Genomic DNA, 12393 nt, shown 5'->3' with positions numbered 1-12393 from the left:
ATGCAGCAATACTTACGTGCCGCCCTCCGGGGCGGCATGCGCTTTTTTGGAATCCCCGCGAGGTTTCGCGCGCGTGGCAAACTCTCTACAATGAATAAAACTTTGCCATGAAAGCCAGCCTCCAACTCCGCCTCTCGCAGCATCTTGCGCTCACCCCGCAACTTCAGCAGTCGATACGGCTGCTGCAGTTGTCGACGCTCGAACTGCAGCAGGAAGTCGCGATGGCCGTCGCTCAGAATCCGTTGCTCGAGAATGACGACGACTGGATCACGAGCCCGCTGCGCGTCGCCGCGGACGGCTCGCTGATTGCGGCTCCGGCAGGACAGAACACTCCGTCCGACTCGATGATGAGCAACGGCTCGGCATCGAGTTCCTCGAGTTCCGAACGTTCGGAAAACAGCGAGCCGCAAGGCGTCGACGAGTACAACGGACTGGGTTCGGACAGCGGTCAGGATTCCAGCTCGTGGAACCTCGAAGACTACGGCCGCGCGAACAATGCGTCCGACGACGACGATCTTCCGCCGCTGCAAATCCACGAATCGACCACGACGCTACGCGACCATCTGACCGCGCAATTGCGCATGACCGCGGCGAATCAGCGCGATCGCGCGCTCGTCACGTTCCTGATCGAGTCGCTGGACGAGGACGGGTATCTGACGTCATCGCTCGATGAGGTGCAGACCGATCTTCCCGAGGAACTCGAAGTCGATTTGGACGAGTTGAGCGCGGCACTCGCCTTGCTGCAGAGCTTCGATCCGCCCGGCGTGGGCGGACGCTCGGCATCGGAATGCCTGAAGCTGCAATTGCTGCGGCTCGACGGCTCGCCCACGCGCACGTTGGCGCTCGATATCGTCACGAATCATCTGGAACTGCTCGCGGCGCGCGACTTCACGCGTCTGCGCAAGCAGCTGAAGGCCAGCGACGACGCCCTGCGTGACGCGCATCTGCTGATCAAGTCGCTGGAACCCTTCCCGGGCGCGGCGTACGGCAAGAGCGAAGCGGACTACGTGGTGCCGGACATTCTCGTGCGAAAGACCGCGAGCGGATGGACGGCGGAATTGAATCCGGAGATCGTGCCGAAACTGCGGATCAACCATTTGTACGCCAACATCCTGCGCAACAATCGCGGCGATCCGGGCAGCGGCTCGCTGCGTCAGCAACTTCAGGAAGCGCGCTGGCTCATCAAAAATATTCAGCAGAGGTTTGAGACGATTCTGCGTGTCGCGCAGGCAATTGTGGAGCGTCAAAAGAACTTTTTTGCACATGGCGAAATCGCCATGCGGCCCTTGGTTTTGCGGGAGATTGCTGATACGCTGGGATTACACGAATCGACGGTTTCTCGTGTGACCACAGGCAAGTACATGCTCACCCCGTTCGGGACGCTTGAATTTAAGTACTTCTTTGGATCGCACGTCTCGACCGACACAGGAGGCGCGGCATCGTCAACGGCGATCCGAGCCCTCATCAAGCAACTGATAGGAGCGGAAGACCCCAAAACTCCTCTTTCAGACAGCCGCATCGCCGAACTGCTGGCGGAACAAGGATTCGTGGTCGCGCGCCGTACCGTCGCCAAGTACCGCGAAGCCCTCAAGATCCCCGCAGTGAATCTGCGCAAGTCTCTATGACCCGTCTCTGTAGTCCATCGCGTGTTGTGATGGGCGTTTACCGGCCGCATCGCGAGAGCGCGGACGTGCCGGCCAATGCGGCCCGTTTATCAGTCGCGCCAGGATGACGCGCTGACGGGACGCATTGCCGACCGGTATCGGACGAGCCGACGTGATCTCACGGCCATTAGCTTGGAGAGCAACTATGAATCTGAAGATCAGTGGACACCACCTCGAATTGACGCCTGCGTTGCGCGAGTACGTGATCACGAAACTGGACAGGGTGCTCCGTCATTTCGATCAAGTCATCGACGGCAACGTTGTCCTCTCGGTCGACAATCATAGGGAAAAGGAAAAGAGGCAGAAGGCGGAAATCAACCTGCATCTGAAAGGCAAGGACATTTTTATCGAGAGTTGTGACGCTGATATGTACGCCGCCATCGATCTGATGGTCGACAAGCTGGACCGGCAAGTCATCAAGCACAAGGACAAGATTCAGGGCCACGCCCACGAATCCGTGAAGTACCGTGGCGAGCCGCACGAACTGGAAGCGCCGTCGCCCTGAGCGCACATTGCGCACGCTCGCCGGTCGATTCACGGATGACAGCAAAGCCCGCCGCGCACGACGGCGGGCATGATTCGAGGTGCTCCTCGACTATCCGGAACAGACCGATCCGGCCATGCACCGAACCGAAGCCGCCTCTAACTGGCGGCTTTTTTTGTTGGATTTTCGTCTTCGAGTGCGACAAGCCATTGATTTTCTGAGCTTTGTCCTGCACATTGGATCGCAAAATGGTGCATTTGCGCGGCGCACCATCGAGCTGTGCCCTGTTCTATAATGATCCGGTTGTTTTCGGGGTCGCACGACAGGCACGCTGCAGGAAACGCCGCCAGCGCACTTTCCGTATCACCATCGCCGTGAGCGCTTTCAGACAGCGGCCACGATGAGGAGCTATCAGGCCACGCATCAGCCTGCCAACATGAATCGTTTAGCCAAATTTCTTCCCATCGAGAACGTGGTTCTCGGACTGTCCGTTACCAGCAAGAAACGCGTATTCGAGCAAGCGGGCCTGATTTTCGAGAACCAGAACGGCATCGCCCGCAGCACCGTCACCGACAATCTCTTCGCGCGTGAGCGTCTCGGCTCGACCGGCCTCGGCGAAGGTGTCGCCATTCCGCACGGCCGCATCAAAGGGCTGAAGCAGCCGCTCGCCGCCTTCGTGCGCCTTGCCGAACCCGTCGCGTTCGAATCGCCCGACGGCCAGCCGGTCTCGCTGCTCATCTTCCTCCTCGTGCCCGAGCAGGCAACGCAGCAGCATCTTGAAATTCTCTCGGAGATCGCACAACTGCTCTCCGACAGCGAGGCGCGCGAGCGTCTGCACAAGGAAGAAAATCGTGAGGCGCTTTATCAAGTGCTCACGCAATGGCAACCGTAAGAGCCACACGAACCTGGCGATACGCGTCCGAGGCGCGTCCGTGCTGCTTTCGCGCCGGACGCGCCTCGCTTACGTAAAGCTTCTGGGGCACAATCGGTCAAACGCAGCGCCATGCGGCGTATTGAAGCGACCCGCTTCGTCGTTACGCAAAGGCTGCTCCCGGCTTCCAACGGAGTTCCGGTCTCATGGATACGTCCAGCATCAACGCCCAAAGCATTTTTGACGACAACGCCGCCGCTCTGAAGCTCAGCTGGCTCACCGGGCACGAAGGCTGGGAACGCGGCTTTTCGAGCGAGACGGTCGCGAACGCGACATCGAGCGCCGACCTCGTCGGCCACTTGAATCTGATTCACCCGAACCGTATCCAGGTGCTCGGCGACGCCGAGATCAACTACTACCAGCGTCAGTCCGACGAAGACCGTTCGCGCCACATGGCAGAACTGATCGCGCTCGAGCCGCCGTTTCTGGTCGTCGCGGGCGAAGTGGGCGCGCCGCCGGAACTCGTTCTGCGCTGCACGCGTTCATCGACGCCGCTTTTCACCACGCGCATGTCCGCGGCCGCCGTGATCGACAGCCTGCGCGCCTACATGTCGCGCATACTCGCGCCGCGCGCGACGCTTCACGGCGTGTTCATCGACATTCTAGGCATGGGCGTGCTGCTCACCGGCGACTCCGGTCTAGGCAAGAGCGAACTCGGTCTGGAGCTCATCAGCCGCGGTCATGGCCTCGTGGCGGATGACGCCGTCGATTTCGTGCGCCTCGGCCCGGATTTCGTCGAAGGGCGCTGCCCGCCTCTCTTGCAGAATCTGCTCGAAGTGCGCGGCTTAGGCCTTCTCGACATCAAGACGATCTTCGGTGAAACCGCCGTGCGCCGGAAGATGAAGCTCAAATTGATCGTGCAGCTCGTGCGCCGGCCGGATGGCGAATTCCAGCGCCTGCCGCTCGAAAGCCAGACCGTCGATGTGCTCGGGCTGCCCATCAGCAAGGTGACGATTCAGGTCGCGGCGGGCCGCAACCTCGCCGTGCTGGTCGAAGCGGCCGTGCGCAACACGATCCTGCAGCTGCGCGGCATCGATACCTTGCGCGACTTCATGGACCGTCAACGCCTTGCAATGCAGGACCCCGACAGCCAGTTTCCCGGCAAGCTGATCTGAGCGCGTATCACGGAACGTGGCGTGTGCCGAAACGAATCGGGCGCAGGTGCTAAGCTAAGAGAAAGCGAACCCCTCGAGACCCATGCGTATCATCCTGATCACCGGCATCTCCGGTTCCGGCAAGTCCGTCGCGCTGAACGCCCTCGAAGACGGCGGCTACTATTGCGTCGACAACCTGCCGCCGCGTTTTCTGCCCGAACTCGCCGGCTATCTGGCGAAGGAAGGCCAGACGCGTCTCGCCGTCGCGATCGACGCGCGTTCGAGCCATTCGCTCGACGACGTTCCGGCCATCATCCGCACGCTCTCGGACGATTACGACTTGCGCGTGCTGTTCCTCAACGCGAGCACGCAGTCGCTCATTCAGCGCTTCTCCGAGACGCGCCGGCGTCATCCGCTGTCCGGCCCGCCGATGCGCGAAGCCGATGTCGGCTTGCTGAACTCGCTCGCCGAAGCGATCGAGCGCGAGCGCGAACTGGTCGCGGGGCTGGCGGAGTACGGCCATCAGATCGACACGAGCAACCTGCGCGCGAACGTGCTGCGCGCATGGGTCAAGCGTTTCGTCGAGACGGACGCCGCCGATCTCACGCTCATGTTCGAATCGTTCGGATTCAAACGCGGCGTGCCGCTCGACGCCGATCTCGTATTCGACGTGCGCACGCTGCCCAACCCGTATTACGACCGCGAGTTGCGCCCGTTCACGGGCCTCGACAAACCCATCATCGATTTCCTGTCCGCCCAGCCGCAAGTGGGCGAGATGATCGACGACATCGGCGCGTTCGTCGGCAAATGGCTGCCGCGTTTTCGCGACGACAACCGCAGCTATCTGACCGTCGCGATCGGCTGCACGGGCGGGCAGCATCGCTCGGTGTTCATCGCGGAGGCGCTCGCCGCGCGCTTTTGCGACACGGCAAACGTGATCGTGCGGCATCGTGACGCGCCCATCCCGGCTGGGTGACAGCGCGCCTCACACGCGAATCCGATCGCCGCGCTGGCGGTCCACCCTGGAGGGGCGCGATGTCTTCGAATCCCGTTCTGGCTGACTTGCCGCTGTTTCCGCTTCATACCGTGCTGTTTCCCGGCGGCCTCTTGCCGCTCAAGATTTTCGAAGCGCGCTATCTCGACATGGCGCGCGAGTGTCTGCGCGAGAAAACGCCGTTCGGCGTTTGCCTGCTGAAGAGCGGGCACGAGGTCGCGTCGCCGGGCGACCCTTCGGTGCCGGAGAATATCGGCTGTCTTGCCGAGATCGCGGAATGCGATGTCGATACCTTCGGCCTCCTGCTCGTTCAGGCTCGCGGCACCGCGCGCTTCAGGCTGACGGATCATCGTGTGGAACCGAGCAATCTGCTCGTCGGCACCGCCGAGTTGCTGGGCGACGATCAGCCGCTGCAGGGCGTCGAAGCGCTCGCAAAGTTCGGCGCGTGCGCGGAAGTGCTGGAGCGCATCATCGATACGATCAAGGAGCGCGAGCCGCAGAACCTGCCCTTCGTCGAGCCGTTTCTATTCGACGATCCGACTTGGGTATCCAACCGCCTCGCCGAAATCCTGCCGATCCCGATGCGCGCTCGCCAGAAGCTCATGGAGCTGATGGACGCCGGCGCGCGCATCGACGTGGTGCATCACTACATGCAGCACCATCAACTGCTTTAGATGAGCGAGCCGCTCAGCGCGTCGATGAGTTTGCGCACCGGTGCAGGCACGCCGTAGGCGTCGATCTTCGCGAGCGGCGCCCAGACGGTTTGCGCGTCCATCAACTCGCGCGATGCGTTGCGCGCTTCGCCGAGACGCGGCTCGATATCCAGCTTGAAGTGTGTGAAGGCGTGCGATAGCGGCGCGAGTCGCTGAAGCGGTTCGTCGGCGCCGAGATCGCGCGCGACTTCCGCCAGCGCGGCTTCGTCCGCGGCCTCGGGCAAGCTCCACAGTCCGCCCCAGATGCCGACCGACGGACGCTTCTGCAAAAGAATCGAACCGCCGTCCTGCAGGATCAGCATCCATGTCTTGCGCGTCGGGACGGCTTTCTTCGGGCGTGCGCCGGGTAGCTCTCGTTGGCGTCCTTCGACCTTCGCGACGCAATCCGATGCGAACGGACATCGCACGCAGTCCGGCTTTCCGCGCACGCACAACGTCGCGCCGAGGTCCATGAGGCCTTGCGTGTATGCGGTCGCTTCATCCTTGTTCGCGGCGTCCGGCAAGAGCGATTCTGCGAGCGCCCACATCGCATTCTCGACGCGCTTTTCGCCTGGAAACCCTTCGATACCGAACACGCGCGCGAGCACGCGCTTCACGTTGCCGTCGAGAATCGTCGCGCGCGCGCCGAACGCGAACGACGCGATCGCCGCCGCCGTCGATCGTCCGATGCCCGGCAGCATCGCGAGCGCCTCGACCGTCCGCGGAAAAGCGCCGCCGTGCTCGTGCGCCACGACCTGCGCACAACGATGCAGATTGCGCGCGCGCGAGTAGTAACCGAGCCCGGCCCAGAGCGCCATGACATCGTCGATGGGCGCATCGGCGAGCGCCGTCACCGTCGGAAAGCGCTCGAGAAAACGCGCGTAGTACGGGATGACGGTAGAAACCTGCGTCTGCTGCAGCATGATCTCCGACAGCCAGATGCGATACGCATCGCGCGTGTTCTGCCACGGCAGGTCGTGGCGGCCGTGAATGCGTTGCCACGCGATGAGGCGCGACGAAAAATCGGTGAGAGCGAGCATCGGAAATTAGCGTTGGCAGCGTGGGCAGAAGTAGGTCGAGCGCTGTCCCTGGACGATCTGTTTGATCGCCGTTCCGCAGATGTGGCACGGCAAGCCCGCGCGATCATAGACGAAATAGTCGAGCTGAAAGTAGCCGGATTCGCCGTTGCTGCCGACGAAATCGCGCAGCGTGCTGCCGCCCTTGTCGATGGCGGCGGCAAGCGTCACGCGCACCGCGTCCGCCAGCAGATCGTAGCGCACCAGCGAAATGCGGCCGGCGGCGGTCGTCGGCCGGATGCCCGCGCGAAAGAGGCTCTCCGACGCGTAGATATTCCCCACGCCCACGACGATCCCGCCCGCGAGCAGCGCCTGCTTCACCGACACCTTGCGCCCGCGCGTCGCGCGAAACAGCAGCGCGCCGGAGAATTCCGGCGAAAACGGCTCGACGCCGAGCGTCGCGAGCAGCGGATGATCGAGCACGTCGCCGTCCGCGCGCGGATGCCAGAGGATCGCGCCGAAGCGGCGCGGATCGCGGAAACGGAGAATGAAGTCGTCGAAGACGATATCGACGTGATCGTGCTTCGCCGCTTCAGGCGGCTTCGGCACGTGCCGCAACACGCGCAACGTGCCCGTCATGCCGAGATGGACGATCAGCCATCCTTCGGCCGTTTCGAACAGCAGATACTTGCCGCGCCGCTCGACCTTCTCGATCTTCAGATGACCGAGCGTCTTCGGAAGATGCGGTGGGATGGGCCAGCGCAGCGCGGGCGTGCGCACATCGACGTGCTCGACGCGCCGTCCGGCGACGTAGGGCTCGATTCCCCGGCGGGTGACTTCGACTTCCGGCAGTTCGGGCATTTTTCTGGAGAGAGACTTGCTGGGGCGAGTGTGCCGGTATTTTAGCCACCGCGTTACAATCGACTGAAACATCGTCTGGAATTCCATGAACTCGTTCGTCACGAAGCTGTTTGCGAAGCGTCAGGCCAGCTCGGCGCATTCGTTCGCTATGCCAATGTCGCGAATCGCCGGCGCCATTGCGCTAGCGATGGCCGCGCTCGCGTGCGTCCCCGCGCACGCCCAGGAGCCGAACGCGACGCCCGTTCCGAGCACCGATGATCAATCCGACGCGCAAAACGCCGCGGATCTGCTGACCGCACCGGTCAGCGGCGCGGAGTCACAGGATCTGCCGAACGTGGCAATGTCCAGTCAGATCGTGTTCCAGGTTCTGGCGGCCGAAGTCGCGTTGCAGCGCGGACAGCCGGCGCCTGCATTCCAGACTTATCTCTCCCTTGCCCGCGACACGCACGATCCGCGTTTCGCACAGCGCGCGACCGAAATCGCGATCGCGGCGCAAAGTCCGAACGACGCGCTGACGTCAGCGCAGCTCTGGCAGCAGTTCGCGCCGCATTCGGATCGCGCGGCGCAGTTGAGCGCATCGCTTCTGATCGTGAGCGGCAAGCCGGAAGACGCGAAGCCCACGCTCGAGCGCGAGCTCGCGAAGGTGTCGCCGGATCAGCGCGGCGAGGCCATCCTTTCATTGCAGAGCCTGCTCGCGCGCGGACCGAATCGCGTCGGCGGGCTGAACGTGCTCAAGGATCTGACGCAAAACGATCAGAGCCGGCCCGAAGCGCAACTCGCGCTCGCGCGCCAGCAACTGATCGCCGACGATCAGCCCGGCGCGAAAGCCTCACTTGAAAAAGCGCTGCAACTCAAGCCGGACTATCTGCCCGCCGCGCTGACGCTCGCGCGCATGGGCCCGGAAGAACGCAAGGAAGGCATCGCCTCGTTCGAGAAATATCTCGACAAGAATCCGAAATCGCATGACGCACGGCTTGCGCTCGCGCAGTTGTATCTGTCGTCCGACAGGCTCGACGACGCGCAGAAGCAGTTCGAAATCATGCGCAAGAACGACCCGAAGGACCTGACGCCGCTGATGGCGCTCGCGCTCATCAACATCCAGAAGAAACAGTTCGACAAGGCGCAGGACTTCCTGAATCTCTACGCGAAGACGGCGGAAAGCACGCCGGGCGCAGACCCCGGTCAGGCCTACATCTATCTCGCGCAACTCGCGCTCGAACAGAAGGACGACGCCAGCGCGAGCCAGTGGCTCGACAAGATCCCGCGCACGAGCCAGCAATATCTGCCCGCGCAGATCACGCGCGCGCAACTGCTCGCGAAGCAAGGCAAGGTGGACGACGCGCGTGCGCTGCTCGGCAGCCTGCAGAGCTCGGATCCGCGCGATCTCGCGCTGCTCGCGCGCACCGATTCGGCGATTCTTTTCGAGGCGCATCGCTACAAGGAAGCGGAGGACAATCTCGCGAAAGCGGTGGCCGCATTCCCCGACGATCCCGATCTTGTCTACGACTACGCGATGGCCGCCGAAAAGAACGGCCATTACGACGTCATGGAGGCGCAGCTGCGCACGCTGATGCGCACGCAGCCGAACAATCCGCAGGCGTACAACGCGCTCGGCTATTCGCTCGTCGATCGCAATCAGCGGCTCGACGAAGCGGTCAAGCTGATCGAGAAGGCGGTCTCGCTCGCACCGAACGATGCGTTCATCATGGACAGCCTCGGCTGGGCGCGTTTCCGTCAGGGCAATGCGGCCGAAGCCGAGAAGATTCTCAAGAACGCCTATAACCTTCAGCCGAATGCCGAAATCGGCGCGCATCTCGGTGAAGTCCAGTGGAAATCCGGACAGCAGGATCAGGCGCGCGCGACATGGCGGCAGGCGCAAAAGCTCGAACCCGACAACGACACGCTCGTCAAAACGCTAAAACGACTCCAGGTAAACGACCTTTGATGGCATTCGATTTTCTCGCCGGCGCATCGCTTCGACGCGGCGCGCTCGGCATCGCGGCGGCCGCCGCGCTGGTGATGTCGGGTTGCGCGCTCCAGCCGCGCGTTCCCACGACGACGAACGCATCCACTTCGCTCGCGACGCAGACGAGCCGTGAATACCACGGACGCTTCGCCGTGCAGTACAACGATCAGAACGGCACGCAGCGCAATGCGTACGGCAATTTCGACTGGCAGGAAACGGGCGATACGGTCACGCTGCAACTGCGCAATCCGCTCGGCCAGACGATGGCGATCGTGACTTCATCGCCGTCGCTCGCCACGCTCGAACTGCCCAACCGGCAGCCGGTGAGCGCGGACAACGTCTCCCAACTGATGCAGAACACGCTCGGTTTCGCGTTGCCGGTCGAAGGCCTGCGCTACTGGCTGCAGCCGTCGGCGGCGCCGAGTTCGCGCGCAAAGACGACGCTCGATCCGGAATCGAACAACGGCCGTCCGAAGGAAATCAAGCAGGACGGATGGACGATCGACTATCTGGCCTACGCCGATGCCCCGGCGACAGGCGTAAAACGCGTGAACCTCTCGCGAAACGAACCGCCGCTCGACATCAAGCTCGTGCTCGATCAATAACTTCGCAGTCGCATCACGCATGTCTTCATCCAACGATTCGCTCCGTGACTGCCTCGCGCCCGCGAAGCTGAACCTTTTCCTGCACATTACGGGCCGCCGTCCGGATGGGTATCACTCGCTGCAGACCGTCTTCCAGTTGCTCGATTGGGGCGACCGCCTGCACTTCAAGCGACGCGACGACGGCGCGATCACGCGCAAGACCGAGGTGCCGGGCGTGCCCGAAGCGGACGATCTCGTCGTACGGGCGGCGCGCCTGCTTCAGCGGCACACGGGCACGAAGTTCGGCGTCGAAATCGAGATCGACAAGCGTCTGCCGATGGGCGCAGGCCTCGGCGGAGGCAGTTCCGACGCGGCGACAACTCTTTTGGCGTTAAATCGTCTCTGGGGTGTTGATCTTTCGCGTGGGATTCTGCAGAATCTCGGCCTGCAACTCGGCGCGGACGTGCCGTTTTTTGTCTTCGGGCAAAATGCATTCGCAGAAGGTGTAGGTGAAACGCTCCAGGCAGTCGATCTGCCCAACCGTTTCTTCCTGGTAGTAACACCCGATGTTCACGTTCCCACCGCGGCGATTTTTTCGGAAAAGGCCTTGACAAGGGATACGAAAGTCGCCACAATGATGGACTTTCTTGCAGCGCAAAGGTCAGACACAAGCTGGCCAGACAGCTTCGGTCGAAATGACATGCAGGCTGTAGTCGCAGGAAAGTACGCGGAAGTTGCAAAGGTGCTCGAGTGGTTTTCCAATCTCGCATCGGCGCGAATGACCGGATCCGGAGCAAGCGTGTTTGCCGCTTTCCGTAGCCAAGCCGAAGCAGAAATGGCGCAAGCCAAACTGCCGGCAAGCTGGAAAAGCGTGGTCACAGCGAGTCTGGATTCTCATCCTCTCTTCGCTTTCGCGTCATAGGTTTTGTTTTGTCGGGCATGTCCTACACTTCCCGGCAAGACTCAAAGTTAGTGTAGGGGAGTCGCCAAGTTGGTCAAGGCACCGGATTTTGATTCCGGCATGCGAGGGTTCGAGTCCTTCCTCCCCTGCCATTCTTTTTCTCGCGTTTTTCCTCTCGCCTCCAGCCGCAGACAGGTGCACGATGAGCAGTGACGGCCTGATGGTTTTTACTGGCAACGCAAATCCCGCGCTTGCTCAGGAAGTCGTCAAAATCCTTGGAATTCCTCTCGGCAAAGCGATGGTCAGCCGTTTCTCGGACGGCGAGATCATGGTCGAGATTCAGGAAAACGTTCGGGGCAAAGACGTATTCGTTCTGCAGTCCACCTGCGCTCCCACGAACGACAACCTGATGGAACTGATGATCATGGTCGATGCGCTCAAGCGCGCATCCGCTGGCCGGATCACCGCAGCCATCCCCTACTTCGGCTATGCGCGTCAGGACCGCCGTCCGCGTTCCGCGCGTGTGGCCATATCGGCGAAGGTCGTCGCGAACATGCTGGAAATTGCCGGCGTTGATCGCGTGATCACCATGGACCTTCACGCCGACCAGATTCAAGGCTTCTTCGACATTCCCGTCGACAATATCTACGCTACGCCCGTCCTTCTCGGCGATCTGCGCAAGCAGAACCATGATCATCTGCTGGTCGTCTCGCCGGACGTCGGTGGCGTGGTGCGCGCGCGTGCGCTCGCCAAGCAACTGAACACCGACCTCGCGATCATCGACAAGCGCCGTCCGAAGGCGAATGTCGCCGAGGTGATGAACATCATCGGTGAAGTGGAAGGACGCACCTGCGTGATCATGGACGACATGGTCGATACCGCAGGCACGCTGTGCAAGGCCGCGCAAGTGCTGAAGGATCGCGGCGCGAAGCAGGTCTTCGCGTATGCCACGCACCCGGTGTTGTCGGGTGGCGCGGGCGAACGCATCGCGGCGTCGCAACTGGACGAGCTCGTCGTCACGGACACCATTCCGTTGTCGTCCGAATCGCTCGCGTGCCCGAAGATCCGTCTGCTGTCGAGCGCGGGTCTGCTCGCGGAGACGTTCTCCCGAATCCGGCGCGGCGACTCGGTGATGTCGCTCTTCGCCGAAGGTTAAACAGAATTGAGCAAGGAACGCGAGGCGCACGCTTCGCGTTTTTGCATGAT

General features: G+C 62.1%; 12 protein-coding genes and 1 tRNA gene. 11 read left to right on the top strand and 2 right to left on the bottom strand.

All coding sequences use genetic code 11. From position 1 onward, the window contains the following. Positions 1 to 107: 107 nt before the first annotated feature. The 6 genes from NCS28_RS01195 to NCS28_RS01170 all read left to right on the top strand — a co-directional run bounded on the left by NCS28_RS01195 (position 108) and on the right by NCS28_RS01170 (position 5841). Complete coding sequence (locus NCS28_RS01195; protein ID WP_250512050.1) at positions 108 to 1625, top strand: RNA polymerase factor sigma-54; 1518 nt, start codon at positions 108 to 110, stop codon at positions 1623 to 1625. A gap of 184 nt (positions 1626 to 1809) precedes the next feature. Next, positions 1810 to 2169 carry a ribosome hibernation-promoting factor, HPF/YfiA family gene (hpf, locus tag NCS28_RS01190; protein WP_106856893.1) on the top strand — a complete coding sequence of 120 codons (360 nt, stop codon included), beginning with the start codon at positions 1810 to 1812 and terminating at the stop codon, positions 2167 to 2169. Positions 2170 to 2584: 415 nt separating this feature from the next. Further along, entirely contained in the window at positions 2585 to 3040 is a 456-nt protein-coding gene (gene ptsN, locus NCS28_RS01185) for a PTS IIA-like nitrogen regulatory protein PtsN (RefSeq protein WP_035497938.1), read from the top strand. A 185-nt stretch (positions 3041 to 3225) separates the two neighbouring features. Further along, on the top strand, positions 3226 to 4194 hold the full coding sequence (gene hprK, locus NCS28_RS01180) for an HPr(Ser) kinase/phosphatase (RefSeq protein ID WP_008351692.1): 969 nt from the start codon (positions 3226 to 3228) through the stop codon (positions 4192 to 4194). A gap of 82 nt (positions 4195 to 4276) precedes the next feature. Continuing rightward, complete coding sequence (gene rapZ, locus NCS28_RS01175; RefSeq protein WP_250512049.1) at positions 4277 to 5149, top strand: RNase adapter RapZ; 873 nt, start codon at positions 4277 to 4279, stop codon at positions 5147 to 5149. Between the two features lie 59 nt (positions 5150 to 5208). Next, positions 5209 to 5841 (top strand): LON peptidase substrate-binding domain-containing protein, encoded by a 633-nt coding sequence (locus NCS28_RS01170; RefSeq protein WP_250512048.1) that lies wholly within the window; start codon positions 5209 to 5211, stop codon positions 5839 to 5841. Here NCS28_RS01170 and mutY read toward each other — a convergent pair. Then, positions 5838 to 6899 (bottom strand): A/G-specific adenine glycosylase, encoded by a 1062-nt coding sequence (gene mutY, locus NCS28_RS01165; RefSeq protein WP_250512047.1) that lies wholly within the window; start codon positions 6897 to 6899, stop codon positions 5838 to 5840. The genes NCS28_RS01170 and mutY overlap by 4 nt on opposite strands. A 6-nt stretch (positions 6900 to 6905) precedes the next feature. Beyond that, the gene (mutM, locus tag NCS28_RS01160) at positions 6906 to 7736 is read right to left on the bottom strand and encodes a bifunctional DNA-formamidopyrimidine glycosylase/DNA-(apurinic or apyrimidinic site) lyase (RefSeq protein WP_250512046.1); all 831 of its coding nucleotides are present in this window, start codon (positions 7734 to 7736) and stop codon (positions 6906 to 6908) included. An 85-nt stretch (positions 7737 to 7821) separates the two neighbouring features. On the opposite strand from mutM, the gene NCS28_RS01155 reads away from it, so the two are divergent. The 5 genes from NCS28_RS01155 to NCS28_RS01135 all read left to right on the top strand — a co-directional run bounded on the left by NCS28_RS01155 (position 7822) and on the right by NCS28_RS01135 (position 12343). Continuing rightward, a complete protein-coding gene (locus tag NCS28_RS01155; protein WP_250512045.1) occupies positions 7822 to 9681 on the top strand; it encodes a tetratricopeptide repeat protein in 1860 nt (619 codons plus the stop codon). Continuing rightward, entirely contained in the window at positions 9681 to 10307 is a 627-nt protein-coding gene (lolB, locus tag NCS28_RS01150; RefSeq protein WP_250512044.1) for a lipoprotein insertase outer membrane protein LolB, read from the top strand. The genes NCS28_RS01155 and lolB overlap by 1 nt, the downstream gene beginning before the upstream one ends. 19 nt (positions 10308 to 10326) lie before the next feature. Next, the gene (ispE, locus tag NCS28_RS01145) at positions 10327 to 11208 is read left to right on the top strand and encodes a 4-(cytidine 5'-diphospho)-2-C-methyl-D-erythritol kinase (protein WP_250512043.1); all 882 of its coding nucleotides are present in this window, start codon (positions 10327 to 10329) and stop codon (positions 11206 to 11208) included. Positions 11209 to 11262: 54 nt separating this feature from the next. Then, positions 11263 to 11339, top strand: a tRNA-Gln gene (locus tag NCS28_RS01140). Positions 11340 to 11389: 50 nt separating this feature from the next. Next, positions 11390 to 12343, top strand: a complete 954-nt coding sequence (locus NCS28_RS01135) for a ribose-phosphate pyrophosphokinase (RefSeq protein WP_035497580.1) — start codon at positions 11390 to 11392, stop codon at positions 12341 to 12343. Positions 12344 to 12393: the final 50 nt, after the last annotated feature.

Source organism: Caballeronia sp. INDeC2, from assembly GCF_023631325.1.
Taxonomy (GTDB): Bacteria; Pseudomonadota; Gammaproteobacteria; order Burkholderiales; family Burkholderiaceae; genus Caballeronia.
Note: the sequence above shows the minus strand (reverse complement) of the source record. Positions and strands in the feature narration are given on the sequence as shown.

What these genes read in the sequence shown, in the direction of transcription:
- rapZ (WP_250512049.1), top strand. Translation starts at nt 4,277, where the DNA reads ATGCGTATCATCCTGATCACCGGCATCTCCGGTTCCGGCAAGTCCGTC.
- mutM (WP_250512046.1), bottom strand. Translation starts at nt 7,736, where the DNA reads ATGCCCGAACTGCCGGAAGTCGAAGTCACCCGCCGGGGAATCGAGCCC.
- NCS28_RS01135 (WP_035497580.1), top strand. Translation starts at nt 11,390, where the DNA reads ATGAGCAGTGACGGCCTGATGGTTTTTACTGGCAACGCAAATCCCGCG.
- hpf (WP_106856893.1), top strand. Translation starts at nt 1,810, where the DNA reads ATGAATCTGAAGATCAGTGGACACCACCTCGAATTGACGCCTGCGTTG.
- hprK (WP_008351692.1), top strand. Translation starts at nt 3,226, where the DNA reads ATGGATACGTCCAGCATCAACGCCCAAAGCATTTTTGACGACAACGCC.
- ispE (WP_250512043.1), top strand. Translation starts at nt 10,327, where the DNA reads ATGTCTTCATCCAACGATTCGCTCCGTGACTGCCTCGCGCCCGCGAAG.
- NCS28_RS01195 (WP_250512050.1), top strand. Translation starts at nt 108, where the DNA reads ATGAAAGCCAGCCTCCAACTCCGCCTCTCGCAGCATCTTGCGCTCACC.
- NCS28_RS01170 (WP_250512048.1), top strand. Translation starts at nt 5,209, where the DNA reads ATGTCTTCGAATCCCGTTCTGGCTGACTTGCCGCTGTTTCCGCTTCAT.
- mutY (WP_250512047.1), bottom strand. Translation starts at nt 6,899, where the DNA reads ATGCTCGCTCTCACCGATTTTTCGTCGCGCCTCATCGCGTGGCAACGC.
- ptsN (WP_035497938.1), top strand. Translation starts at nt 2,585, where the DNA reads ATGAATCGTTTAGCCAAATTTCTTCCCATCGAGAACGTGGTTCTCGGA.
- NCS28_RS01155 (WP_250512045.1), top strand. Translation starts at nt 7,822, where the DNA reads ATGAACTCGTTCGTCACGAAGCTGTTTGCGAAGCGTCAGGCCAGCTCG.
- lolB (WP_250512044.1), top strand. Translation starts at nt 9,681, where the DNA reads ATGGCATTCGATTTTCTCGCCGGCGCATCGCTTCGACGCGGCGCGCTC.